The sequence below is a fragment of the Crossiella sp. S99.2 genome (assembly GCF_023094165.1).
Classification (GTDB): domain Bacteria; phylum Actinomycetota; class Actinomycetes; order Mycobacteriales; family Pseudonocardiaceae; genus Crossiella.
This window is the reverse complement of record NZ_JALMDK010000012.1, coordinates 41,392-65,544: the sequence shown is the minus strand read 5'-3', so window position 1 is coordinate 65,544 and position 24,153 is coordinate 41,392. Positions and strand designations below refer to the sequence as shown.

20 protein-coding genes and 1 pseudogene are annotated in these 24,153 nt (G+C 72.1%); 11 read left to right on the top strand and 10 right to left on the bottom strand.

Annotated features, from left to right (window positions below; genetic code table 11):
- Positions 1-173: 173 nt before the first annotated feature.
- The 3 genes from MZC64_RS35700 to MZC64_RS35690 all read right to left on the bottom strand — a co-directional run bounded on the left by MZC64_RS35700 (position 174) and on the right by MZC64_RS35690 (position 2,588).
- The gene (locus tag MZC64_RS35700; protein ID WP_185008604.1) at positions 174-581 is read right to left on the bottom strand and encodes a DUF3040 domain-containing protein; all 408 of its coding nucleotides are present in this window, start codon (positions 579-581) and stop codon (positions 174-176) included.
- A gap of 341 nt (positions 582-922) precedes the next feature.
- A complete protein-coding gene (locus tag MZC64_RS35695; RefSeq protein ID WP_247760378.1) occupies positions 923-1,540 on the bottom strand; it encodes a TetR/AcrR family transcriptional regulator in 618 nt (205 codons plus the stop codon).
- 4 nt (positions 1,541-1,544) lie between these two features.
- Positions 1,545-2,588, bottom strand: coding sequence for an agmatine/peptidylarginine deiminase (locus tag MZC64_RS35690; protein ID WP_247760379.1), 1,044 nt, complete (start codon positions 2,586-2,588; stop codon positions 1,545-1,547).
- 100 nt (positions 2,589-2,688) lie between these two features.
- Between MZC64_RS35690 and MZC64_RS35685 the strand changes: the two genes are divergently transcribed.
- Entirely contained in the window at positions 2,689-3,579 is an 891-nt protein-coding gene (locus tag MZC64_RS35685; protein ID WP_247760380.1) for a universal stress protein, read from the top strand.
- Positions 3,580-3,592: 13 nt separating this feature from the next.
- Here MZC64_RS35685 and MZC64_RS35680 read toward each other — a convergent pair whose 3' ends face one another.
- The 3 genes and pseudogenes from MZC64_RS35680 to MZC64_RS35670 form a co-directional block, all read right to left on the bottom strand.
- Positions 3,593-4,876, bottom strand: a complete 1,284-nt coding sequence (locus tag MZC64_RS35680) for a DNA polymerase IV (RefSeq protein WP_247760381.1) — start codon at positions 4,874-4,876, stop codon at positions 3,593-3,595.
- 202 nt (positions 4,877-5,078) lie between these two features.
- A complete protein-coding gene (locus MZC64_RS35675) occupies positions 5,079-6,404 on the bottom strand; it encodes an MFS transporter (protein ID WP_247760382.1) in 1,326 nt (441 codons plus the stop codon).
- A 511-nt stretch (positions 6,405-6,915) separates the two neighbouring features.
- Positions 6,916-8,349, bottom strand: a pseudogene (locus tag MZC64_RS35670) (FAD-dependent oxidoreductase); the annotation flags it as partial.
- 418 nt (positions 8,350-8,767) lie between these two features.
- On the opposite strand from MZC64_RS35670, the gene MZC64_RS35665 reads away from it, so the two are divergent.
- Genes MZC64_RS35665 through MZC64_RS35650 form a run of 4 tightly spaced genes read left to right on the top strand, consistent with a single transcriptional unit; the run spans position 8,768 to position 12,879 of the window.
- Complete coding sequence (locus tag MZC64_RS35665) at positions 8,768-11,416, top strand: nitrate- and nitrite sensing domain-containing protein (RefSeq protein ID WP_247760383.1); 2,649 nt, start codon at positions 8,768-8,770, stop codon at positions 11,414-11,416.
- Complete coding sequence (locus tag MZC64_RS35660) at positions 11,413-11,838, top strand: roadblock/LC7 domain-containing protein (protein ID WP_185008738.1); 426 nt, start codon at positions 11,413-11,415, stop codon at positions 11,836-11,838. The genes MZC64_RS35665 and MZC64_RS35660 overlap by 4 nt, the downstream gene beginning before the upstream one ends.
- The gene (locus MZC64_RS35655; RefSeq protein WP_247760384.1) at positions 11,835-12,284 is read left to right on the top strand and encodes a DUF742 domain-containing protein; all 450 of its coding nucleotides are present in this window, start codon (positions 11,835-11,837) and stop codon (positions 12,282-12,284) included. The genes MZC64_RS35660 and MZC64_RS35655 overlap by 4 nt, the downstream gene beginning before the upstream one ends.
- 46 nt (positions 12,285-12,330) lie before the next feature.
- Positions 12,331-12,879: an ATP/GTP-binding protein gene (locus MZC64_RS35650; RefSeq protein ID WP_374205830.1), complete on the top strand. Its 549-nt coding sequence runs from the start codon at positions 12,331-12,333 to the stop codon at positions 12,877-12,879.
- A gap of 20 nt (positions 12,880-12,899) precedes the next feature.
- On the opposite strand, the gene MZC64_RS35645 is transcribed toward MZC64_RS35650, so the two are convergent.
- Genes MZC64_RS35645 through MZC64_RS35635 form a run of 3 tightly spaced genes read right to left on the bottom strand, consistent with a single transcriptional unit; the run spans position 12,900 to position 16,278 of the window.
- The gene (locus MZC64_RS35645) at positions 12,900-13,559 is read right to left on the bottom strand and encodes a hypothetical protein (protein ID WP_247760385.1); all 660 of its coding nucleotides are present in this window, start codon (positions 13,557-13,559) and stop codon (positions 12,900-12,902) included.
- A 29-nt stretch (positions 13,560-13,588) separates the two neighbouring features.
- Positions 13,589-14,725 carry a methyltransferase domain-containing protein gene (locus tag MZC64_RS35640; protein WP_247760386.1) on the bottom strand — a complete coding sequence of 379 codons (1,137 nt, stop codon included), beginning with the start codon at positions 14,723-14,725 and terminating at the stop codon, positions 13,589-13,591.
- 53 nt (positions 14,726-14,778) lie between these two features.
- Positions 14,779-16,278 (bottom strand): diguanylate cyclase, encoded by a 1,500-nt coding sequence (locus MZC64_RS35635; protein ID WP_247760387.1) that lies wholly within the window; start codon positions 16,276-16,278, stop codon positions 14,779-14,781.
- Positions 16,279-16,874: 596 nt separating this feature from the next.
- Here MZC64_RS35635 and MZC64_RS35630 point away from each other — a divergent pair.
- The 6 genes from MZC64_RS35630 to MZC64_RS35605 all read left to right on the top strand — a co-directional run bounded on the left by MZC64_RS35630 (position 16,875) and on the right by MZC64_RS35605 (position 23,260).
- Entirely contained in the window at positions 16,875-18,158 is a 1,284-nt protein-coding gene (locus MZC64_RS35630; protein ID WP_247760388.1) for an FAD-dependent oxidoreductase, read from the top strand.
- Positions 18,159-18,180: 22 nt separating this feature from the next.
- The gene (locus MZC64_RS35625) at positions 18,181-18,993 is read left to right on the top strand and encodes a LytTR family DNA-binding domain-containing protein (RefSeq protein ID WP_247760389.1); all 813 of its coding nucleotides are present in this window, start codon (positions 18,181-18,183) and stop codon (positions 18,991-18,993) included.
- Between the two features lie 168 nt (positions 18,994-19,161).
- Positions 19,162-19,542 carry a hypothetical protein gene (locus MZC64_RS35620; RefSeq protein ID WP_247760390.1) on the top strand — a complete coding sequence of 127 codons (381 nt, stop codon included), beginning with the start codon at positions 19,162-19,164 and terminating at the stop codon, positions 19,540-19,542.
- Positions 19,539-21,251 (top strand): cation acetate symporter, encoded by a 1,713-nt coding sequence (locus tag MZC64_RS35615; protein WP_247760391.1) that lies wholly within the window; start codon positions 19,539-19,541, stop codon positions 21,249-21,251. The genes MZC64_RS35620 and MZC64_RS35615 overlap by 4 nt, the downstream gene beginning before the upstream one ends.
- A complete protein-coding gene (locus tag MZC64_RS35610; protein ID WP_247760392.1) occupies positions 21,248-22,456 on the top strand; it encodes a histidine kinase in 1,209 nt (402 codons plus the stop codon). The genes MZC64_RS35615 and MZC64_RS35610 overlap by 4 nt, the downstream gene beginning before the upstream one ends.
- 207 nt (positions 22,457-22,663) lie before the next feature.
- Positions 22,664-23,260: a DUF3455 domain-containing protein gene (locus MZC64_RS35605; RefSeq protein ID WP_247760393.1), complete on the top strand. Its 597-nt coding sequence runs from the start codon at positions 22,664-22,666 to the stop codon at positions 23,258-23,260.
- Between the two features lie 150 nt (positions 23,261-23,410).
- Here MZC64_RS35605 and MZC64_RS35600 read toward each other — a convergent pair whose 3' ends face one another.
- Positions 23,411-24,130 (bottom strand): bifunctional 2-polyprenyl-6-hydroxyphenol methylase/3-demethylubiquinol 3-O-methyltransferase UbiG, encoded by a 720-nt coding sequence (locus MZC64_RS35600; protein WP_247760394.1) that lies wholly within the window; start codon positions 24,128-24,130, stop codon positions 23,411-23,413.
- Positions 24,131-24,153: the final 23 nt, after the last annotated feature.

The window sequence follows — 24,153 nt, the reverse complement described above, 5'->3', positions numbered from 1 at the left end:
ACGCGCGCCGGTGCTCAGTGCCTGCCCCAGTTCAGGGCCCGACCCAGGTCAGGGTCCTGCCCAACTCAGGGTCCACCCGCCCATGGGCATGACTCAACGGGGTGTCGGCTCCCTGGCTGCTGGGAGGCGACACCCCGCTGGGTGGTCGGACTATCTTGTGGCTGCGGCTGCGATCAGTGTTGATCACCGTCGTCGAAACGGCGGCGGAAACGTTCTTCCATCCGCTGGGAGAACGAGCTCCGTCTAGGAGTGGCGGAGCGCTGTTGTGGCGATCCACCTTCCTCGGCGGCCGGGTCTGTCTTGTTCGTGGCGGACAGGCCCCACACGGCGCCGACGAACATCAGCAGGAAGCCGACGACGCTCAGCACCGGGATTTCGGCCGGTCGCAACACGGGCAAGATCACACCAACAACGAGCAGCAACAGGCCCACCACGAACACCGCAAGCCCCTGTAGGCGTCGCCGTCGAGATGGCCTTCGCAACCGAGCGCCGCGCACGGTGGAGGCGAACTTGGGGTCCTCGGCGTAGAGCGCGCGCTCGATTTGGTCGAGCAGTCGCTGCTCGTGCTCGGAGAGTGGCATGGCTCCTCCTCCGGCACAGCTTGTAGCGGGCGCCGGGCTTCAGCGGTTCCGCCGGACCCGGCGGGCGCCCCGCGTGGGGCGTCACTTTGAGAATACGATCCGTGCGACGCCTAGACTACCCGGTCGCCGGAGTCGAGACCGTGGTGTCTCAGACGTCATCCGCTCGGGGTAGTAGCCAAGGGTGACTGAACACCGTTCAGAATGATGTTCCAGTCCGTTAACCCCACTCCGACGGACCATCTGCTTGATCGCTCCGCCCAGACCGGACCACGCATCGCCACCACCCTCTCAGCCGCCCCTGGGAACCCCAGGTCACGGCTGCCAGGCAGGTGATCCACACGTCACACGGTCGGAGCAGTCGGCTCCGGCTGGACCGCGTGCAGCTGTCGCGGCCGACACTCGGCGGACACCGCGGCCAGTACCGCCGAATGCGCCTCCTCGGTGCTGATCAACTTGGCCAGCCAGCGTGAGCTGAGTCCTTCCACGAGCGCGGTGAATCGGACCGCCATCGCCGCCGGATCGACCTTGGCCCGGATGCTGCCGTCCTCCCGGCCCTGCTCGATCAGCTCGGTGACGGCGTTGTTCCACCGGAGGTTGGCATTGCCCACGATGGTCCGCAGTCCCTTGTCGAACACCGCGGCGGCGCGCAGCTCACCCCATACCGCGGAGTTCTCCCGCACCCGGCGCTTGTCCTGGAACTCACGCTGCAGGTTGTCCAGCAGCCGGTCGAACCCGGTGCCACGGCGCGAGTGGGTGTACTCCTCGGCACGCTCGTCGACGAACCGCATGGTCGCCGCCAGCAGGCCACTCCTGCTCTTGAAGTAGTAGTAGATCAACGCGGTGGACGCGCCGGCCTGCTGCGCCACCTCCTCGACCCGGAGGCCGCGGACGCCGGTGCGGGAGATCATCCGGCAGGTCGCCTCCAGCAGGGCCTGCCGTCGGTCTGGGGCTTCGCTCACAAGGTCACATTGTCATGGTCGGCTCCTGTTGGGTCGCGCAGTGGATGCCACCGCCGTAGTAGGCGATGGGGTCGATATCGAGTTGGACCACCGTCCGGCCGGGGTGCAGCTCGGCCAGCAGGCCGCGGGCGTGGTCGTCGGCTCGCCGGTCGCCGAACCGCGGCGCGAACACCGCGCCGTTGGCCACGTAGTAGTTGAGATAGGTGGCCAGGAAGTCCCCTGAGCCGCGGATCCGGGCGCGCTCCGGCTCCGGCAGCTCGATCACCTCGATCGCCCGGCCCTGGGCGTCCGTGGCGGCTTGGAGGGACTTCCGGGCCTCGTCGCAGACCGCCGTCCACTCATCCGGCGATGATCCGGCGGCAGGCCGGTTGAGCAGGACGACACCGGGCGCGGTGAACCGGGCCAGGCCGTCCACGTGGCAGTCGGTGATGTCACCCCCGCGGAGCCCGGCCAGCCAGATGACCTTGCGGACACCCAGGAGCGCGCCGAGCACGGCCTCGATCTCCTCCTTTCCGCGACCAGGGTTGCGGTTGTCGTTGATCAGCGAGCTTGCGGTGGCCAGCAGGGTGCCCTCGCCGTCGACCTCCAGCGAGCCGCCCTCGGCCACGATCGGCGCGGCGTGCCGGGGCAGGCCCAGGTGGCCGAGCAGCCGCCGGGGCACCTGGTGGTCGTCCTCGTGCGGCCGCTGCTTGTCGCCCCAGCCGTTGAAGCCGAAGTCGACCCCGGCCACCTCGCCGGGACGGCGGACGAAGGTCGGCCCGTGGTCGCGCGTCCACAGGTCGTCCACCGGGATCGGCAGCACCTCGACCGCGCCGCCGACCGCCTGCCGGGCCGCGGTCTGTTGTTCGGGCCGGGCCAGCAGGGTCACCGGTTCGTACTCGGCGATGGCTCGGGCGAGCCGGGCCACCGCCGCGCGGACGGCGGGCAGGTCCGTCCGGTACAGCGAGGTGTGCGCGGGCCAGGACAGGTGCGTGCGAGCGTGCGGAACCCACTCGGCCGGCATCCGCCAAGGTGGATCTGGTGCGGTGTTCTGGCTGTTCGGCGGCATGGGTCCACCATGGCATTGACTGAAATTTTAGTCAACTCCACTGGCAGGTGGCTTTGTCGGCGGTGCTGTTTGCCCTTGTCCGGATGGGGTAGCCGGAGATATGACGGTGGAACTTGGCGCACGGGTGATCGCGGGGGTCGACGGCTCGCCCTCAGCGGTGGCCGCGGCCGAGTGGGCGGCGACCGAGGCGCGGCTGCGGGCACTGCCGCTGCGGCTGGTGTGGGCGCACGAGGTGACCGCCCCTGGCTACGGGGTGGCCGCCTTGCCGGAGGGCGCGATCGAGCAGGACTCGGTGCGGGACTGGGCCGAACAGTCCTTGGCGGAGCTGGTCCAGCGCTGTCGCACCGCCCACCCGGACCTGGACGTGCACGGCGACTTCGTGCCCGGCGACCCATTGGACGTGCTGGTCGAGCACAGCCGCGAGGCCGCGCTGCTGGTGCTCGGCGCGGCCGGGCGCTCGGCCACCACCGGCATCCGGCTCGGCTCGATCGCCTCCAGTGTGGTTCGCGGGGTGAGCTGCCCGGTGATCGTGTTGCGCGCCTCAGCCGACCCCGAGCGTGGCCCGGTGATCGTCGGTGTGGACGGTTCGGCGACCAGCGCGGCGGCCCTGGAGTTCGCCTTCGACTTCGCCGCCCGGCATCACCGCCGGATCGTGGCCGTGCACGCCTGGAGCGATCTGCCGCTGGATGCCTTCGGCCCGGTCCGGGTGTGGGACTTCGACCCGCAGGTCATGCAGCGGGAAGGCCAGGAACTGCTCGCCGGCTGGCTGCAGCCGCTCCGGCGGGAACGCCCGGACATCGAGGTCGAGGCGGTCGTGACCACCGAGAAGCCGGCCGACGCCCTGCTGGAACGCGGCCAGGACGCGGCGCTCATCGTGGTGGGCAGCCACGGCCGCGGCGCGTTCCGGCGCCTGCTGCTCGGCTCGGTCAGCCACGCGGTCGTGCACTACGCGCACGTGCCGGTGGCGGTGGTCCGCGCCGCCGGTTCCTAGTCCGGCGCACGGCTCAGTCGCGGGCCATCCGGGGCCTGGTCACATCGGCCCGCTGGGGCGCGGCGCCGAGCAGCGAGGCCGGTTTGATGGCCGCGCCGCCGAACTTGGCCCGCGCGGCGTCGGCGGCCTGGTCCGCCTCCCGCCAGCCGCGTTCCGGTTCGTCGAAGGTCAGCTGATCGCCCGCGCCGCCGTGGTCGTCGAGCTGTTCCACCCGCACCCCGATCAGCCGGACCGGGCCGGGCGGGGTCTGCTCGTCCAGCAACTGGCAGGCCAGCCGGTAGATCTCCTGGGTGACGTCGGTGGGCAGCGGCAGCGTGCGGGAGCGGGTGATCGTGCTGAAGTCGGCGAACCGCACCTTGATCGACACGGTCCGCCCGCGCAGTCCGCGGCCACGCAGTGAGCCCGCGGTGCGCTCGGACAGCCGCAGCAGCTCGCGGCGCAGCACGGCGCGGTCGTGGTGGTCGGTCTCGAAGGTCTCCTCGGCGCCGATCGACTTCTCCGGCGTCTCGGGCACCACGGTCCGCGGATCGTGCCCGTTGGCCAGGCTGTGCAGGTGCTCCGCCTGGGCGTTGCCGACGATGCGCCGCAGCCGGGGCAGCGGCAGTTCGGCCAGCTCGGCCACGGTGTGCAGACCGCGGTCGACCAGGCGTTCCTCGGTGCGCTTGCCCACGCCCCACAGCGCGCCCACCGGCAGCGGGCGCAGGAACGGCAGCACCTCGGTCTTGGGCACGACCAGCATGCCGTCGGGTTTGCACAGGCCGGAGGCGAGCTTGGCCACGAACTTGGTCGAGCCGACGCCGACCGAGCAGGTCATGCCGTGTTCGGCCTCGACCCTGGCCCTGATCTCCTGGCCGATCCGCCCCGGCGTCATCCGCAGCCTGCGCAGCGCGCCGCGGACGTCGAGGAACGCCTCGTCCAGGCTCAGCGGCTCCACCAGCGGGGTGAAGTCGCGGAAGATCGCCATCACCCCGGCCGAGACCGCCGTGTACAGCGAGAAATCGGGTGGGATGAACACGGCCTTCGGGCACAGCGCCCTGGCTCGATTGGTCGGCATCGCCGAGCGGATGCCGAAGGTGCGGGCCAGGTAGTTGGCCGAGGACACCACACCGCGGTTGCCGGTGCCGCCGACCACGACCGGCAGGTCCTTCAGCTCGGGTCGTTCCCTGATCTCCGCCGAGGCGTAGAAGGCGTCCATGTCCACGTGCAGGATCGGACAGCCGGTGTCGTCCGGCCAGGCGCCGTCGCGCGCCCGGTACCGGTCGACCAGCCCACGCGGCAGGTCACCGCTGCGGCCCACCCGGCACCTCCTCACCAGCTCCGATCCATGGCCTCGAACGAGCGTTCGAGCCATCCTCGCGGAGTCTAGACAGAAGGTCCGACAGTATGCCGATCCTGAAACAGCGCGCCGGTCCTGAGGGGGAGACTCCCCGTCCCTGGGACTGGCAGTCCCTGGGACGGGGAGTCTCAGGGACGCACAGGTCCTGGCTACGGGCTGGCGCTCAGATCCCGGCGTGGGCCAGGCTGGGCACCCGGACGAACACCCGGCGGCGCAGGTAGTACCACCAGGTCACCGCCAGGCAGACGCCGTAGAACGCCAGGAACAGCAGGAACGCCGGCACCAGGGAGCCGTAGGCGGTCACCGACATCGCGAAGGCGCGCGTGATGAGGAAGCCGCCCAGGGCGCCGACCGCGCCGGCGATGCCGATCACCGCGGCCGCCTGCCGCCGCGCGGTGGCCGGATCGTCGAACTGGGCACTGAAGATCGCCGGGATCATGCGGTAGGTCGAGCCGTTGCCGACCCCGGTGGTGATGAACAGCCAGAGGAAGGAGCCGAGGAACAGCCAGAAGTTGTGTTGAGCGAGGCCGAGCACCACCCCGAGCACTCCGGCGCCCATGGCGAGGAAGGTCCACAACGTGACCCGCCCGCCACCTATCCGGTCGGCGAGCCAGCCGCCGATCGGCCGGGACAGCGAGCCGACCAGGGCACCGAGGAAGGCGAAGTAGCCCGCCTTGGCCTCGGGGAAGGTCGAGTTGATCAGCAGCGGCAACGCGGCCGAGTAGCCGATGAAGGAACCGAAAGTGCCGATGTAGAGGAAGGACATCACCCAGGTGTGCCGATTACGCGTGGAGGCGGCGTAGGACCGGAAGTCCGAGCGCGCCTCGGTGAGCGAGTCCATGAAGAACAGCGCGCACACGCCGGCGATGATCACGAACGGCATCCACATCAGCCCGGCGTAGGCCAGGTGCACCCCGGAGCCCGCCGAGATCACCAACGGCACCGCGAGCTGCACCACGGCCACGCCGATGTTGCCACCCGCGGCGTTGAGACCGAGCGCGAATCCCTTGCGCGAGTCCGGGAAGAAGAAGGAGATGTTGGCCATCGACGAAGCGAAGTTACCGCCGCCGAGACCGGCGGTGCAGGCCGCGAGCACGAACATCCAGTAGGGCGTCGACGGATCGGAGACACACCACGCGAGCATCCCGGTGGGCACCAGCAGCAGGGCCGCGCTGATGACCGTCCACATCCGACCGCCGAAGGTGGCGACCGCGAACGTGTAGGGCAGGCGCAGCACGGAGCCGATCAGATTGGGTAGCGCGACCAGCCAGAAAAGCTGGTCGACGGAGAAGGCGAACCCCGCTGCCGGCAGGAACACGGTCACCGTGCTCCACAACAGCCACACCGAGAAACCCAGGTGCTCGGCCAGGATCGAGAACACCAGGTTCCGGTTGGCCACCCGGCGACCGGTGCTCGCCCAGAACTCCGGGTTCTCCGGCTCCCAGTGCTCGATCCACCGGCCGCGGCGAACTGTGGTCTGCGCGCTCATGTTCGAAGGAACCGCCTTGTCTCTCATGGGGTCAGGACCGTTGGGCGGCAACGGCTCCGGGCTCGGGGACAGCCGTGGGTGCGGCAGATGTCCCCGATGTGGTGGTCTCGGCGGACGCGGTGACGCCGGCACGCGCCGCGGTCCCGTTGGGCGCGGCCGTGGTGGCCGGGGCAGCGCCGAGAGGCGCGGCGCCCTGGGCTGGCACGACCGTGGGCTGCGGCCTGACCGGCTGCTCCGGCACGGCGGTCGGCGGGACGGGCGTGGTCGGCGGTGACGCGGCGGGCCCAGATGTGGCGGGCGGTGGCGTGGCGGCTGCGGGCGCGGCGGACGGTGGCGTGTCAGCCATGGGCACGGCGGCTCCGGACGTGGCAGCCGATGGCGTGACGGGCACAGACGCGGGCAGCGGTGGCACGGCGGGCACGGGCGCGAGCGCCGCAGGCGTGGGTGCGGCGGGCTTCATGGTCGGGGTCTGGGCCCTGGTGGCGGGCTGGGCCGCGGTGGCCGCTGATTCGGCCAGCCTGGCGGCCAGGGCCTTGACTGTTTCCCGGCAGCTGCCGCAGCCGGTGGTGGCGCGGGTGACGCGGGCCAGGTCGGCGGGTTGGTGGGCGCCGTTGTGCCAAGCCTGGGTCAGCGTGGCCTTGGTGACGGTGTTGCAGCGGCAGATGATCGCGGCGTCCGGCAGGTCGGCCGGGTTGCCGGCGGGCTCGGCGCCGGTGGGCAGGGCGCGGCCCAGCAACAGGGCCAGACGGTCGGTGGGGGCTGGGGCGCCGCGGTCGTAGAGCTGGGTGATGCGGGCGGCGGCGTCCGGGGCGCCGAGCATGATGGCGCCGGCGATCTGGTCGCCGCGGAGGACGAGCTTGGCGTAGCGGCCTCGGGTGGAGTCCTCCAGGCGGAGGATCTCGACTCCTGGGTCGGTGCGGTCGAGGTGGGCCTCGCCCAGGGTGGCCAGGTCGACGTCGCGGATCTTCAGGCGGGTCACCGCGGGGGTGCCGTGGTAGCGGGCCGCCGGGTCGGCGCCGGTGAGCAGGTCGGCCAGGATCTCGGCCTGTTCCCAGGCCGACTGCACGAAACCGCCCTGGGCGCCCGGGTGGCTGGCGCAGTCGCCCAGGGCGTGGATGCGCGGGTCGCTGGTGCGCAGGGCGTCGTCGACCCGGACGCCGCGGTCCACGGTCAGGCCCGCGGCCTCGGCCAGGGTGGTGTCCGGGGTGGCGCCGGCGGCGACCACGACCAGGTCGGCGGGGACCTGGCTGCCGTCGGAGAGGGCCAGGCCGTCGCCGGGGCGGTAGCCGGTGGCGGTGACGCCCAGGCGGAACTCGATGCCGAGTTCGGCCAGCACCTCGGCCAGGATGGCGCCCGCGGTCGCGTCCAGCTGGCGTTCCATCAGGTGGCCGACCGGGTGCACCACCGTGACCAGGCTTCCCCGGCCGGCCAGGCCACGGGCGGCCTCCAGGCCGAGCAGGCCGCCGCCGAGGATGGCCACGGGGGCGCCGGGGCGGGCCACTTCAAGGATTTGAGCGCAGTCGGCGAGGGTGCGGAACACGCGAACCCCGGGGGCCGGAGCGCCGTCCGCGGCGCACAGACCCGGGGTCGGCGGCAGCCAGGGGCGGGCGCCGGTGGCCAGGATGAGGGCGTCGTAGTGCAGCCGGTCGCCGTCGGAGAGGGTGAGCATCCGGCTGTCGCGGTCCACGGCGGTGACGCTGACCGCGCGCCGCAGGTCGACGCCCGACTGGTCCGCCCAGTCGGGTTCGTGCAGTTGAACCGCCACGGGCGGCAGTTGGCCGGCGAGCACACCGGACAGCAGCACCCGGTTGTAGGCGGGTTCGGGTTCGGCGCCGATCACGGTCAGCGCGATCCGGGCCGGGTCGGGTTCGCGGCGGCGGATGAGTTCGGCGAGCCGGGCCCCGGCCATGCCGTAGCCGACGACGACCACCTGCCGCGGACTCATCGCTGTCCCCTCCAGGCCACGAGCGCGGGGCGCGGGGAATTCCGACGATCCCCCAGGCGCAATCGAACCGGTGAGTTTCATAGCAGAAAGACGTGTCGACCCACAAAGATGCCCATCAAGTGGGCAAATCGAACTCCGTTACCCTAAAGAAATCACTGTATAACCAGGACGGGCATCACGTAACACCCGTAGGATGGGTTTTCAGGCGACCATAGCGGCAGGTCAAACCGCATAGAAGCGACTTATGCCGCGCCACTGACCAGCGAGTCAGTAGTTTTCCGTCACGCTTGGTGACAACATCGGAAGTTCACCCGGTTGTCGTATTGTCGCGGTTCACTGGAACTGAGAACGTGCAGGCGGCCCGCACGCGAATGGCTCGAGCGAAACGGCCTGTCGAATTCCATGGACCGGAGGTTTGGTGGGCGCTCGTCATCGCTCGATCACCGCACCGCAGGACGAGCAGACGCAGACAGAACAGTCCCGGTTCGCGACGCTGGCCACCTCGCTGGTCCGGCCGCGCTCGATCCGGGCCAAGCTGGCCCGCATCCTCACCGTGTCCCTGGCGATCGTGCTGGCCCTGCTGGTGATCATCGTGCTGGACGTGGTGCAGCGGCAGCGGCAGGCGACCCAGACCGCCGAGTCCGTCTCGCTCGCGCTCGGCGTGCAGGACCTCATCCACGAACTCCAGCGCGAACGCGGCATGACCAACGGTCTGCTCGGCGGCGACACCCGCTACCGGTCCCAGGTCGACACCCAGCGCGGGCGCACCGACGAGGTGCTCAACCGGTTGAACCGGCTCAACTCCGACGCCGCGCTGAGCGGCGCGGGCGAACTGCGCGCCGCGCTGAGCAGGCTGGCCGGGGTGGCGCAGGTGCGCGGCACGGTGGACGGCGGCCGGGCCGAGCGGGACACCACCTTCAACTACTACACCGACAACATCACCACCCTCACGCACACCGAGCTGGGCCTGAGCGAGTCGGCCGACCCGGTGATCCGGCGCGGGGTGCTGGCGCTGACCGCGCTGGGCGAGGCCAAGGAGGCCACCGCGCAGGAACGCGGATTCCTCAACGGTGTCTTCGCCGCGAACAAGTTCCGCCAGCAGCAGGAGTACGTGCACTTCAGCGAGATCCGGGCGAGCAAGCAGAACGCGTTGTCCGCCTTCGGCCGCGCCGCGACCCAGGACCAGCGCAGCAAGCTGGATGAAGCGATGCGCTCCGGTCCGGCCACCGAGGCCGCGGGCTACGAGGGCGTCGCGATCAGCGGGTCGGCGGGGGCGTTGCCCAGCAAGGTGGACGCACAGGCCTGGTGGAACACGATGACCAGGCTGGTCGACGACATGCGGGCCGTGCAGCAGGCCGTGGGTGATGACATCCGCGGTGTGGCGGCCGGTCTGCAGAACAACGCGACCTGGCAGTTGCTGGGGTACCTGGCGCTGGCCGCGCTGGCCATCGCGGTCGAGGTGGCACTGGTCATCGGCGCCACCCGGTCGATCATCGGCCCGCTGGCCGGACTGGTGACCGAGGCCGACGACATGGCCCGGCACCGGCTGCCCGAGGCGGTGGACCGGGTGCAGGCGGTCACCGGCGAGGGCGGCGGCGAGCACGCCGAACCTCCGCCGCCGGTGCGCACCCCGGACCGGTCCAGCACCGAGATCCGCTCGGTGGCCGCGGCCCTGGACCGGGTGCAGAACACCGCGTTCTCGCTGGCCTCCGAGCAGGCCGTGCTGCGCCGCAACACCAGCGAGTCGCTGGCCAACCTGGGCCGCCGCAACCAGAACCTGGTACGCCGCCAGCTCGGCTTCATCAGCGAGTTCGAGCAGGAGGAGCTGAACCCGACCACGCTGGCCAACCTGTTCGAGCTGGACCACCTGGCCACCCGGATGCGCCGCAACGCGGAGAGCCTGCTGGTGCTGGTCGGCGAGTCCAACCCGCGGCGCTGGGCCGCGCCGCTGCCGATCACCGATGTCATCCGCGCCGCGCTGTCGGAGGTGGAGGACTACCGCCGGGTGGTGCTGCGGCGGATGGACGACGTGCACCTCACCGGCTCGGTGGTGACCGAGGTGGCGCACCTGCTGGCCGAGCTGATCGAGAACGGACTGTCCTTCTCACCGCCGGACCTGGAGGTCGAGATCTACGGGCGGCGGGTCGGCTCGCAGTACCTGCTGGCGATCATCGACCACGGGGTCGGCATGCCGGCTGACGCGCTGGCCAGGGCGAACGCCCGGTTGCGCGGCGAGGAGAACTTCCTGGTGGCGCCGACCCGGTTCCTCGGGCACTACGTGGTGGGCCGGCTGGCGCAGCGGTTGTCCGCGACGGTGGAGCTGGCGGAGTCGCCGGCGACCGGCATCACGGCCCGGATCACCTTGCCGGGCACGCTGATCGCGGATCCCTCGACGAAACAGCCACCGTCCGCCGAACCACAGGCGCAGGCGAGCCAGCCTGCCGTCGCCGCGGGGAGCCGGGCGAACGTGCCAGCGCAGCAGTCGCGGCAGTCCACGGCACCGGTGTCGGGCCCGCCCCCGGCCGCCGCGCGGCAGGCCGGTGCGGCACCCGCGCCGCACCGTGCCGCACCGGCGCCGACCGGAGCGACTCCCGCCACCGGCCTGTCCGAATCCCCCGCGACCTTCGGACGTACCGCCGCGACACCGGCTCCGCAGCCGCCCGTCGCGGACGCGACGCCGCCACGCACGACACCGCCGCCCGCGGCACCCGGACCCACGGCACCAGGACCCGCCGAGGCCCCAGCCCCGGCAAGCGCCACCGCGCCCACCGGAGCCCCCGCGCGCCCCGAAGCCACCCCGGGCGCACGCACCAAGAACGGCCTGCTCAAGCGCGTCCCCAAGAACCGCGCACCCGCTCGCCCCGAACCGGCGAGCCGCCCCCGCCCCGCCGAGGACCGGCCGCCGGTGGACACACGTGACCCGGACGACGTGCGCTCGATGCTGTCCTCCTTCCGCAACGGGCACCGGCGCGGGCAGCGCGGTCTGTTCGAGGCGGAGCTGTCCGCCGAGCCGGGGGCGCGCACGTCCCCGGCCCACCCCCGACCCTCCGAGGAGGACCCCCGGTGACCGTTGAACTGCACCCGAACGGGAATACGTTCAACTGGCTGCTCGTCAACTTCGTCCGCGACACCGACGGTGTGCGCGACGCGGTGTGCGTGTCCTCCGACGGTCTGCTGATCGCGATGTCCAACGGCCTGGACCGCAACTCCGCGGACCGGCTGGCCGCACTGGTGTCCGGGCTGACCAGCCTGGCCCGCAGCGCGTCGCGGAGCTACGACTTCGACGGGCTCAAGCTCATCATGATCGAGATGGAGCGGGGCTTCCTGCTGGTCTCGGCCATCGCCGACGGCAGCTGTGTCGGGGTGCTGGCCGAGGCGAACTGCGATGTCGGCCTGATCGGCTACGAGATCGCGGTGCTGGCCGAACGGGCGGGCGGCATGCTCACCCCGATGCTGATCTCGGAGTTGCGGAGGTTCCTGCCGGAATGAGCGACGCGCCCCGCCTGCCCGATCCACGGATGATCCCGGCCGCCCAGCCGCGGTCCTGGTTCGATCCGATCCACGGTGACCAGCCGCAGAACCAGCCCCCGCCGGTGCGGGCGGACTCGGCCGTGGAGGACACCTTCGTCCGGCCGTTCATCGTCACCGGCGGTCGCACCCGGCCGCTGCACGACGGGCTGCGGGTGGACACCATGGTGGGCGCGGCGCCCGCGGCGCTGTCCGCGCCACTGGCCTTCGAGCGGCGGCGGATCATCGAGCTGTGCCAGACTCCGCGCTCGGTCGCCGAGATCGCCGCACTGCTCACCGTGCCGGTCGGGGTGGCCCAGGTGCTCATCGCCGACCTCGTCACCGGCGGCCTGCTGTCCTTGAAGGAACGCGCCGACCTGCCGGTCCACGTCATCGAAAGGATCCGTGACCTTGTCAGGGCACTCTGACCACGACGGGTTGTCCTCCACCGCCATCCCGTCCGCGGTGAAGATCATCGTCAGTGGCGGCTTCGGTGTCGGCAAGACGACGTTCATCGGCGCGATCTCCGAGATCGAACCCCTGGTGACCGAGGCGGCCATGACCGAGGTGTCGGTCGGCGTCGACGACTCCACCGGCAGGCCGGACAAGACCACCACCACCGTCGCCTTCGACTTCGGCCGCATCTCGCTGGACCGCAGCCTGGTGCTCTACCTGTTCGGCACCCCTGGCCAGGAACGCTTCTCCTTCCTGTGGGACGACCTGGTGGAGGGCGCGCTGGGCGGGGTGATCCTGGCCGACACCGAACGCATCGAGGACTGCTACCCGGCGGTGGACTACTTCGAGGAGAAGGACGTCCCGTTCCTGCTCGCGGTCAACGAGTTCGAAGGCGCGCAGCGCTTCGCCATGGACGAGGTGCGGGAGGCCCTCGGTATCGACGAGACCGTGCCGATCGTCAGCTGCGACGCGCGGCAGCGGTCCTCGGTCAAGGGCGTGCTGGTCTCGCTGATCGAGCAGGTGCTGTTGCGACGGATGCAGACCGATCAGGCCCAGTACGCGCGCTGAGGCGGCCGGCCTCGTTCGGCTCAGGGTTTCCAGACCATGCCCATGCTGTTCATGAACAGCCGCTGCTCGGTCCACACGCGCGCGTCCTGACCGCTGTAGAGGACCTGGCAGCGGAACCCGGTGTCGATCTCCGTGGTCGAGCCCGGGATCGGCTTGTGCACGAGCACGACCTCGGGAATCGCCTGGCAGCGCAGGTTCTCGCTGGGCTGGTTGCGCTGGAAGAACTCCTGGTAGATGACCTTGTTGGTCAGCAGGGTCCGCTCCGGCAGCGACACGAACTCGGTCAGGCCGCCGGAGCGGGCGTTGGCGCGGATCGTCCAGGGCACCGCGACGCCGTTGTACGTGCCGGTGCAGCGGGTCACGGCCCCCGGCTCGGTGCGGATGACATCGCCCTCGCAGGAGGCGGTGATGGTGCCGGGGGCGCCCGCCGAGCGCAGAGTGCTGAGGCGAATATTCCCGAGCATCCGGTCCAGCAGCGAAGCGCTGGGGGCGAGCGGCGGTTCGGTCTCGTGGTCGGTGCCGTAGCCGCGGACCTCCGGCTGCGGACCGGTGATCTCCACCGGCAGCGGGGTGCCCACGGTCCTCGTCGGCGGCGGCACGGTGCTCGGTCGGGGCGGGGTCCCGAACGCGCCGCACCCGCCCGCGAACACGCACACCAGCACGATCGGCAACCAGCGCATGGCCGGAGGGTACTGAGCCGGGACAGCGGCTACAGCGTGTTGGACGCGCGGTCCAGCCACACGTGCTGCCCCTCGGGGGTCACCGTGACGCCGAAGCGGTGCAGTCCTGGCCGCCCCTGTCCGACCCACCAGCCGTGTGCAGCCTCGACCTCCGCCCACAGCGCCCGGGGCCCGGACTCGCGGACCTCGACCACGCCGTCCCGCACATCCGCCACCGCCGCCGAGGTGCTGCCCGCGTCGTAGAGCAGCACCTCGTAGTCCCGTTCGCCGGTGTAGCTGACCTCGCAGCACACCTCCGGCATGCGCAGGCCGATGCCGAACACGCCCTCGCCGAAGGCCACCTCGCCCGGCGGCACCGCGCTGTGCCGGGGGTCGCCTGCGTCGGCCAGTTCGGCGAAGTCCGCCGCGTGGCCGGTGAACACCCGCTGGCCGCGCAACTGCATGAAGGCCACCCCGCCGACCACCGGGCCGGCCGCGGTGCCGTCCGGCCGGACGGTCAGTTCCAGCAGCACCCCGTTGTCATAGGCGTTGCCCCAGGGCGTGAGGATCAGCCCGCCGGGCCGGGTCTGCTCGACCCAGGCATACGGCAGGCCGTCGCCGACCGCGGCCACGGTGGCCACCACCCGGTCGAACGGCGCGCGGTCCGGGCAGCCCAGGGTGCCGTCGCCGCGGACCAGGTGCACCGGGTGGCCGGTGCGGGCCAGGTTGGCGGCGGCGATCTCGGCCAGCGCGGGGTCCAGTTCCACCGTGGTCACCCGCTCCGCGCCGGCCAGTTCGGCCAGCAGCGCCGCGTTGTAGCCGGTGCCCGCGCCGATCTCCAGCACCGCCGTGCCCGGCCGCAGGCGCAGCCGCTCCAGCATGTCCACCACCAGCCGTGGCTGGGAGGCACTGCTGGTGGCCACCCGGCCGACCTCGGGCCAGTGGGTCGCGCCGTCGTCGAACTGGGTCACCACCACGGTGTCGCCGTACACGCAGCGCCGCCACAGCTCCGGATCGGTCAGCAGGTCCACCGGCTGGGGCAGCCTGCCGCGCGGCGAGCACCACATCCGGCGCGGCACGAACCAGCCCCGGTCCACCCGCTCGAAGGCCGCCAGCACCTCGCGACCGGCCCGGCTGACCGCGCGGATCTCGGCGGTGTGCTCGGCGTGGCTGGTCGGTCCGGGCACGGTGGACTCCCTGGCGTCGGCGGACTCCCGGTGCCGGCTGGCATCAGCGCCGGCTAGCGGCGGGCGCCCTTGAGTTCCAGCATGGCGCGGTCGGCCTCGGCCAGCGCGGTGGGCAGGTCCGCGGGATGCGCCAGGTCCGCCCAGCCGATGGTCACCGAGATGGGGGTGCCCGCGACCAGCGCCTCCCAGTCCTCCTCGTCCACCGCCGCGGCCAGCCTGCCCCCTATCTCCACCGCCTCGACCACGCTGGTCTCCGGCAGCAGCGCGACGAACTCGTCCCCGCCGTAGCGGGCCACGAAGTCACCGCGGCGCACGGTGCGGGACAGAATGGCCGCGACCCGTTCCAGCACCAGGTCGCCGGAGAGGTGGCCGTGCACGGTGTTGACCGTCTTGAACCCGTCCAGGTCGATCACGCCGATGGCCGCGGTACCGCGCTGCTCGGCGATCATCGCCAGCCGCTGCTCCAGGTGCCGCCGGTTGGGCAGGCCGGTGAGCGGGTCGGTGAGCGCCTCGGCGGCGTAGCGGCCGACCGCGCGGCGCAGGTCCTCGTGGTCCAGCCGGGCGCCGACGCCCTCGATGAACCGGTCGACCAGCCGGGACGGGTGCTCGCCCGCCAGCCGGAACGCCTGCCGGTCGGCGGTGTGCGCCGCCCGGTGATCGCCCGCGGCGGCGTAGGCCAGCGCGCGCAGCCGGAACAACTCGGCCGGGCCGAGGGTGTTGGCGACCAGCGTCATCGAGTCCAGCTGGGCCAGCGCGTCCAGCGGGCGACCGGCCGAGATCGCGTCGCACACCTGGGCCAGCGCGCCCAGGTCGGCGGCCTCGTGGCCTTCCAGGGACACCTCGGTCAGGGCCAGCTCGACCGGTTCGCCCAGCGCGCGCAGCCGGGCGCTGGCGTAGCGGTAGAAGGGGTAGTCGGCCGGGCGCAGCTCGCCGCCGGGCGTGCACTGCCGGGCCAGCGCGACCGCGGCGCGCAGCATGTCCCTGGCGCCCTGCTCGTCGCCGCGGTGGTCCAGCGACACCGCGCAGCGCAGCGGGATCTCCGGGGTCAGGTACTCCTCCGGCGGCAGCCCGGCCGCGGCGGCGGTGTTGCGGGCGCGCACCGAGGCCAGCATCGCCTGGTTGTGGAAACCGGCGATGGAGTAGGTGATGGCCAGATCGGCCCAGGCGTCCGCGGCGATCAGGTCCGCCCTGGTCACCAGCTCCATCGTGCGCGAGCCGCGAACCAGGTGCCGCACGCAGCGGTCCACCGAGCCCTCGGTGAGCGCGACATAGGCGGCCAGCGCGTACAACTCGCCCATCAGCGCCGGGTCGCCGCTGGCCAGCACCACGTCGAAGGCCTGGTCGGCCACTGACACGGCCTCCAGGCGGTGGCCGTCCATCATCAGGCAGCCGAGCTTCATCAGCAGGGACCGGCCGACGATCGCGGGCTCCTCGGCACGCGCGATCACCGCGTCGGCCAGGGCGATGGCCTCGCTCAGCGCGCCTTCCCTGATCAGCTCGCGCATCCGGTCAGGGGCGGCCGCGTCGGGCGAGGTGACCGCGTCTGTCGACATCTCGCGCCTCCTCCCCGCACCTGCTCGGCCATGCCGATCCTGCCATGTGCGGTCCACTGTGGTGCGTGACCGGGAAACATCGTTGTCCGCGAGACCGTCGCCCACCCCCGGCCGGGGCCGGGACGGCGGGCGACGGCAGGCGGTCCGCTCCCCTTCCCGTACGGGCCATGGGACCGCGGCGGCTCAGCCGGATCGAGGGGAGAACACCGGCGGCGCCAGCGGGGACGGGGAGCGGATTCCGCACGATAGCGGTCGGAATGACATGTTCCCGCCAGCGCGCCACCAATGGACTATACCGCCGACGAATGGCGCGGAATTGGCGACGAGCGGTCAGTTTCACCGTTAATCGGTCGACTCGGCGAAGTAGTTGAAAATGAACCGATCTACTCGCACCAGAGCCTAGCGCACCAGCGACCACCAGCGGCAATGTTCCTAGAGGGCGCAGAACTTGCCAGCCATCAAGAACATTGCCAGAACCGTTATTTTGATCCGACTCACCCGATTGGGTGTGGAAGTGGCCGACCGACCGCAGGTTAGGCCATGCTGACCGTGGAGTGATTCTTCTCCGGCCCCCGCGCGAACGCACCGAGGAACTCATGCCCGCAGACTTCGAGCACGCGCGCTCGGTCGCCGTGCTCGGCGCCGGCGCCAGTGGACTGGCCGCCGCACGCGAGCTGACCAGGGCCGGACACCGGGTGACCGTGCTGGAGGCCAGGCACGCCATCGGCGGGCAGTGCGCGGCGGCGGAGATCGACGGCCGCGGCTACGACCTGGGCGGCCACGGCTACTCCCCCACACACCATCGGCTGGACGCGCTGGTCGCCGAACTCGGCCTGCGCACCACCGACACCGGCCCGCCACTGCTGTTCGACCCGTCCACCGGCCGCTCCCGGCCGCGCGTCCCCGGTCCGCTGTGCCGGGAGACCCTCACCCGCTACCGCCGGGTCCGGGCCGAGTTGTTCCCGCGCATCGCCGATCCCGGCCTCGCGCACTCCGCCAGGGTGCTGGCCGCGCCGGCCCGGCGCTGGCTGGCCGAGTACCGGCTCAGCGCGCTGGCCGAGGTCTTCGGCCCCGGCTACACCGCGGCCGGCTACGGCCACCTCGACCTGGACCTGCCCGCGCTCTACCTGGTCAAGTACGCCGAGTTGACCGGTCTGGGCACCGACCAGGTGCGCGCGCTCGACGGCGGTTTCGCCGAACTGTGGCGGCGGGTGGCGCAGGAGCTGCCCGGCCTGCGCCGCGGCGTGCGGGTCGAGCGGATCACCAGGGACGCCGACGGCGTGCGCGTGGTCGTGGACGGGACCGAGCACACCTTCGACGACCTGGTGCTGGCCGTCGGGCTGGACGAGGTGCTGCCGGTGCTGGACGCCACCGAGGAGGAACGCGCCCTGGCGGCCCGGATCCGGCGACTGGACCTCTACACCACCCTGGGCAGCGTCAGCGGCCTGCCGCCCGGCGCGCACACCCTGGTCCAGCCGCACCTGACCGGCTCGGCCAGCCGGGGCCACTGCGTGTCCTTCCACCGCCGCCACCCGGACACCGACGTGCTGGCCTGCCACGCCTACGGCCGGCCGGACCTGGACGGACCGGGGGTGGCCGACCTGCTGCGCGCCGATGTCCGCGCCTGGGGCGGGCAGCTGCACCGGCTGCACCTGCAACGCCGCTGGCGGTTCCTGCCGCACTTCGACAGCGCCGACCTGGCCGCAGGCGCGCTGGACCGGCTGGAGGCCCTGCAAGGCCGGCGGCACACCTACCACCTGGGCGGACTGCCCGCCTTCGAGCTGGTGGAGTGCGTGCTCGGCTACGCCCAGGACCTCGTCCGCCGGCACTTCACCGGTCTGCGCCGGGAAGTACCCGGGCACCCGCTACTGATCGTTTGATCAGGTCGTTACAGTACCGAGGGTGCTACGGGTGCTGGCGGTCGACGATGAGGCTCCGCTGCTGGCGGAGCTGCTGCACATGCTGCGCGCGGACGGCCGGATCGAGCAGGCCGACGGCGCCGAGGGCGCGATGGAGGCGTTGCGCCACATCGACCAGGTCGCCAAGGAAGGCGACACCCTGGACGCGGTGTTCCTGGACATCCACATGCCCGGCCTGGACGGACTGGAACTGGCCCGGCTGCTCACCCGGTTCAGCACACCGCCGCTGGTCGTGTTCGTCACCGCCTACGAGGACTTCGCGGTGCAGGCCTTCGAGCTGAAGGCGGTGGACTACGTGCTCAAACCGATCCGGGCGGCGCGACTGGCCGAGGCGGTGCGCCGGGTGGACGAGCGGGTCCGGACCGAACGCCTCGATCCCGTCCCCGCCGGACCACCGACGGCCGCGCAGCCCGCCGGCGCGCACCCGGTCACCCAGGAACCGCCGGATGAGGTCATCCCGGTCGAGCTGGGCGGGCTGACCAGGTTCGTCCGGCTGGCCGACGTGCACTACGCCCAGGCCTGCGGGGACTACGCGCGGCTGCACACCGGGCAGGAGACGCACCTGATCCGCGCCTCGCTCGGGCAGCTGGAGGAACGCTGGCGGGCGGCCGGGTTCGTGCGGGTGCACCGCAGCCACCTGGTGTCGCTGCGTTTCGTCGACGAATTGCGGCTGGACACCGGGCAACTCAGCGTGCGGGTCGGCGCGCAGGTGCTGCCGGTGAGCCGGCGGCACGCCCGCGAACTGCGCGATCTGCTGGTGCGGCAGGCCCGTCCCGATCGGCAGCCGCCACGATGAACGGCCGCCGACCGGTGGGCTCCCTCGATCCGTTTGGTCTTGATATCCGCGGACCATAGACTCGGCCGTGACCTGGGTCACTTTCAATGGGCTTGCTCTCCGGCATCATCCACCCGGGTCAGCGCCGGCACCGCCTGACCACGCTCCGCGACCACGGGAGACCACGACGTGACCGAGCCGCGCCAGCCACCCCGGCGGGTGGTGGTCACCGGCCCGCGCACCAGGTCCGCCCGGCCGAATCGCGCGGCCCGGATCGGCCGGGACGACAAGGCGACCCTGGACGAGGTGTCACTGCGCGCGCTCATCCGCAGCCAGCTGCGCGCCGCGATCGCGGTCTGCCTGGCGGTGCTGCCGCTGGGTCTGCTGCCGCTGCTGTTCGCGCTGGTCCCGGCCAGCCGCTCGGCCGAGCTGTTCGGGGTGCGGGTGCCGTGGCTGGTGCTCGGCGGCGGGGTCTACCCGGTGCTGCTGCTCATCGGCTGGCTGTACGTGCGCGGCGCGGAACGCATCGAGCGCGACTACCAGGACTTCGTGGAGGACCACTCGACGTGAACGCGCTCTCCGGTCTGATCGCGGTCGGCGTGGTGACGGTGGCGACCATCCTCATCGGCGCCTACGGCCTGCGCGTCTCCCGCACCACCTCCGACTACTACGTCGCCTCCCGCTCGGTGGGCCCGTGGTGGAACGCCTCGGCGATCAGCGGCGAGTACCTGTCCGCGGCCAGCTTCCTCGGCGTGGCCGGACTGATCCTCAGCTTCGGCGCGGACATGCTGTGGTTCCCGGTCGGCTACACCGCCGGCTACCTGATCATGCTGGCGCTGGTGGCCGCGCCGCTGCGCCGCTCCGGCGCGTACACGCTGCCCGACTTCGCCGAGAACCGCCTGGAATCGGTGGCGGTGCGCCGGGTGGCGAGCCTGCTGGTGGTGGGCATCGGCTGGCTGTACCTGCTGCCCCAGCTGCAGGGCGCGGGGCTGACGCTGAACACGCTGACCAACGCGCCGGTGTGGGTGGGCGGCGTGGTGGTGGCGGTGGTGGTCACGCTGAACCTGGCCTCCGGCGGGATGCGCAGCATCACCTTCGTGCAGGCCTTCCACTACTGGCTCAAGCTGACCGCGATCGCGGTCCCAGCGATCCTGCTGATCATGGTCTGGCAGCGGGACGGCGCGCCGCTGCTGGACGGGGACCGGCCGGTGGCCTTCAGCCAGCAGACCACGGTCACCATCCGCACCCCGGTCCAGGTGCACAACGCCGAACCGGTGCAGGTCACCGTACGCGGACGGCTGGACGACAAGACCTATGAAGGCGCGCGGCTGGAGCTGACCGCGGGCGCGCACGAGTTCGGCCAGGACACCACGGTGGTGTTCCCGGCGGGCGCCGCGGTGCCGCACGTGACCCCGGCCCGGCCGCTGACCGGGGACGAATGGGCCAGTCCACTCTCCGGCGGCCGGGACGACCACCCGCTCTACGTCACCTACTCGCTGATGGTGGCGACCTTCCTGGGCACCATGGGCCTGCCGCACGTGCTGGTCCGCTTCTACACCAACCCGACCGGCCGGGCGGCCCGGCGGACCACCCTGGTGGTGCTCGGACTGCTCGGCGTCTTCTACCTGTTCCCGCTGGTCTTCGGCGCGCTCGGCCGGTTGTACGCGCCGGATCTGCTGATGACCGGGGCCACCGACGCGCTGGTGCTGGTGTTACCCCGGCGGCTCATCCCCGGGTTCGGCGGCGAACTGCTGGGCGCGCTGGTGGCCGGCGGCGCGTTCGCCGCGTTCCTGTCTACCTCCTCCGGACTGGCCATGTCGGTGGCGGGGGTGCTCTCCCAGGACGTCTTCCGCGGCCGCGGGCTGCGCGGGTTCCGGTTGTCCGCGGTGCTGGCCACCGTGGTGCCGGTGGGGCTCGCGCTGATCGGCACCGACCTGCCCATCGCCAGTTCGGTCGGCCTGGCCTTCGCGGTCGCCGCTTCCTCGTTCTGCCCGTTACTGGTGCTCGGCATCTGGTGGCGCGGACTCACCGCCGCCGGCGCGGTCGCCGGGTTGCTCACCGGCGGCGGGCTTGCCCTGTTGGCCGTGCTGGCCACCATCTCCGGTGAGTTGCGGGCCGGCTGGTTCACCACCCTGTTGTCCTGGCCGGCCGCCTGGTCGGTGCCGCTGGGCTTCGCGGTGATGATCGGAGTTTCGCTGGCCACCCGGAAACGCGCGCCGCGTTCGGTGAACGCGACCATGGCCCGGCTGCACGCCCCGGAAGGAACCACCGGCCGATGACCCGCACCTCCGCGTTGTTCGTGCTCCTGCTGCTGCTCACCGCGCTGAGCGTGGCGCTGCTGGTCATCGTGCGCCGGTCCCGGGCCAACCGGGACTTCGGCACCCCGACCGACCGGGCCACCTTCGAGACCCTGCACGCCGCCTCGCTGGCCGCGCCACCACTGCGTGCCGGGCTGACCGCGGAGGCCGCGCGCAAGGCGATCCGGCGGCTGCGCGATCTGCTCGGCACCCCCGCGTTGTGCCTGACCGACCAGGAGACGGTGCTGGCCTGGTCCGGCGACTGCGAGACACACGCGGCCAGCGCGCTCACCCAGGCCGCGGAGACGTTGCGGTCCGGGCGGGTGCAGGTCAGCTCGGCCCGCTGCGCCGACTCCCGCTGCCCGCTGCGGCACGCGGTGATCGCGCCGCTGGTGGTGGACGAGCACGTGCTCGGCACGCTCATCGCCTACAGCGACTCCAGTCCGCCGATCCTGGTGCGGGCCACCAAGGAGGTCGCGAACTGGGTGTCCGCGCAGCTGGAACTGGCCGAACTGGACCGCTCGCGCACCCGGCTGGTCGAGGCGGAGATGCAGGCGCTGCGCGCGCAGATCTCCCCGCACTTCATCTACAACTCGCTGGCCACCATCGCCGCGTTCGTGCGCACCGACCCGGAACGCGCCCGCGAACTGCTGCTGGACTTCGCCGATTTCACCCGGCACTCCTTCCGCAAACACGGCGAGTTCACCACCCTGGCCGACGAACTGCGCGCCATCCACCAGTACCTGACCCTGGCCATCGCGCGCAGCGGGGACAAGCTGGCGGTGACCTTCCAGGTGGCGCCGGAGGTGCTGCCGGTGGCGGTGCCGTTCCTGTGCCTGCAACCGCTGGTGGAGAACGCGGTGCAACACGGGCTGTCCGGGCGGGACATGTCCGGGCGGGTCACCATCCTGGCCAGGGACGCCGGGGCCGAGGCGGAGATCGTGATCGAGGACGACGGCGCCGGGATGGACCCGGAGACATTGCGCGGGATCCTGGCCGGGGCGGGCGCGCCGTCGGAGGGCATCGGGATGGCCAACGTGGACGAGCGGCTCCGGCAGGTCTACGGCGACGACTACGGCCTGGTGGTGGAGACCGCGCTCGGCGCGGGCACCAAGGTGCGGGTGCGGGTGCCGAAGTACCGGGCGGGCGTGCACGTGACGCCGCCCGCGGTGCACACGCCGTACTGAGCCGCCGAGCATCCACACCCTGGCTGAGCATCCACAACCCTTCTGTACCAACGGCTCGCACGAGGAGTCCCGCGCGCCCGTTCAGCTCCGGCCCGGATCGCGAACAGCGTCACGGTGCTGAGCCGGGCCCGCATCGCACCCGTATCTCACGGCGGCTGACGAGGAAACGACCTGGTCACCCGAATGGTGCGATTCGAGGAGAAGATCATGAACCGGTTCAAGATGCTCGGGGTCACGCTCGGCCTGCTCGGCGTGGCGAGCGTCCTGGCCGCCTGCGGCGCGGGTGATCAGGGCGGCGCGGGTTACGGTGCCCCGCAGTCGGCCACGGTGGGCGCGCCGAGCAGCGTGGTCAAGGCCGCCGGCCAGGTCGCCGCCGCGCTCGCCGTCCCCGCGGGCCACACCCTCACCGCGACCTACGACGCCACCGGCGTGCAGGTCTACACCTGCCTCGACTCGGTCTGGAAGCCCCTGGAGCCCGCCGCCACCCTGACCGACAAGGAGGGCAGGACCATCGGCCTGCACTCCCGCGGCCCGGTGTGGATCTCCACCCTGGACGGCAGCGCGGTCGCCGCCGCCCCGGTCGCCGGCGCCAGCAACGCCCGGCCCGGCGCCGTGCCCGAGCTGTTGCTCAAGTCCACCGCCACCCGCGGCGAGGGCGTCTTCGGCAAGGTCGGCTACGTCCAGCGACTCAAGACCGAAGGCGGCGTCAGCCCGACCGGCGCCTGCGTCACCGGCGCCCAGCAGTCGGTCAAATACACCGCCGTCTACACCTTCCACAGCCCTGCCGCCGGCGCTGCCCAGTGACCCCTCGCCGTCCCGGCCAGGCCCGCCAGGCACCGGAAAACACGGTTATCTAGGTAACCGCGTTTCGCGCCCGACCTCGCTCACCACCGGCCGCCACCGGTCGAGACACCCGCGCTCAGCGCCGCCAACCGCACGCGACGGCCAGCGCGCTCAGCGCCGCCCGACCGCGTGCAACCGGGTCGCCAGATCCCGCAGCGGTGGCCGCGCCGCGGCCGCCAGCTCCAGCTCCGCCAGCGCCTCCGCCGCCCCCGGCGTCGCGTCCAGCACCGCCCCGGGCACCAGGTCCGTGAGCACCCCGTCCCCCTGCAGCACCTCGATCGCGAGCCCGGCCCCGGCCAGCAGCTCGCCCAGGCTGTCCGCGTCGAAGCGGCGCTGCAACTGGTCCGCGGGCCCGACCCGGCCGTCCGGATCGTCCAGCAACCGCCGCGCCTCGCCCAGCCGACCGGCCAGCGCCCGTCCGACCAGCGCCGCGTACCTGTTCGCCACCAGCACCGACACCACGCCACCGGGCACCGCCGCCGCAGCCAGCGCGGCGATGGCCGCGGTCACGTCGTCCACGACCTCCAGCAGCCCGTGCCCGAGCACCAGGTCCGCCCCGCCAGGCTCGACCACGTCGAGCAGGAAGTCCACATCGCCCTGCACCGCGGTGACCCGGTCGGCCACCCCGGCCTCCCGCGCCCGCCGTTGCAGGGTCGCCAGGGCGTTCGGGCTCGGCTCGACCACGGTGACCGCGCATCCGGCCGCGGCCAGCAGCACCGCCCACACCCCGCTGCCACCGCCGACATCCAGCACCCGGGGCGCGCTGACCCCGCGGTCCCGGACCGCAGCCAGCTCGGCCTCCAGCACACGGTGCACGGCGTCGGATCGCATAGCCGCACCCTAATCCGCCTGGC

Bases quoted from the DNA above. Each gene is read 5' to 3' on its own strand.
- MZC64_RS35700 (WP_185008604.1), bottom strand. From the start codon at position 581: ATGCCACTCTCCGAGCACGAGCAGCGACTGCTCGACCAAATCGAGCGC.
- MZC64_RS35690 (WP_247760379.1), bottom strand. From the start codon at position 2,588: ATGCCGCCGAACAGCCAGAACACCGCACCAGATCCACCTTGGCGGATG.
- MZC64_RS35685 (WP_247760380.1), top strand. From the start codon at position 2,689: ATGACGGTGGAACTTGGCGCACGGGTGATCGCGGGGGTCGACGGCTCG.
- MZC64_RS35675 (WP_247760382.1), bottom strand. From the start codon at position 6,404: ATGAGCGCGCAGACCACAGTTCGCCGCGGCCGGTGGATCGAGCACTGG.
- MZC64_RS35655 (WP_247760384.1), top strand. From the start codon at position 11,835: ATGAGCGACGCGCCCCGCCTGCCCGATCCACGGATGATCCCGGCCGCC.
- MZC64_RS35645 (WP_247760385.1), bottom strand. From the start codon at position 13,559: ATGCGCTGGTTGCCGATCGTGCTGGTGTGCGTGTTCGCGGGCGGGTGC.
- MZC64_RS35635 (WP_247760387.1), bottom strand. From the start codon at position 16,278: ATGTCGACAGACGCGGTCACCTCGCCCGACGCGGCCGCCCCTGACCGG.
- MZC64_RS35630 (WP_247760388.1), top strand. From the start codon at position 16,875: ATGCCCGCAGACTTCGAGCACGCGCGCTCGGTCGCCGTGCTCGGCGCC.
- MZC64_RS35610 (WP_247760392.1), top strand. From the start codon at position 21,248: ATGACCCGCACCTCCGCGTTGTTCGTGCTCCTGCTGCTGCTCACCGCG.
- MZC64_RS35605 (WP_247760393.1), top strand. From the start codon at position 22,664: ATGAACCGGTTCAAGATGCTCGGGGTCACGCTCGGCCTGCTCGGCGTG.
- MZC64_RS35600 (WP_247760394.1), bottom strand. From the start codon at position 24,130: ATGCGATCCGACGCCGTGCACCGTGTGCTGGAGGCCGAGCTGGCTGCG.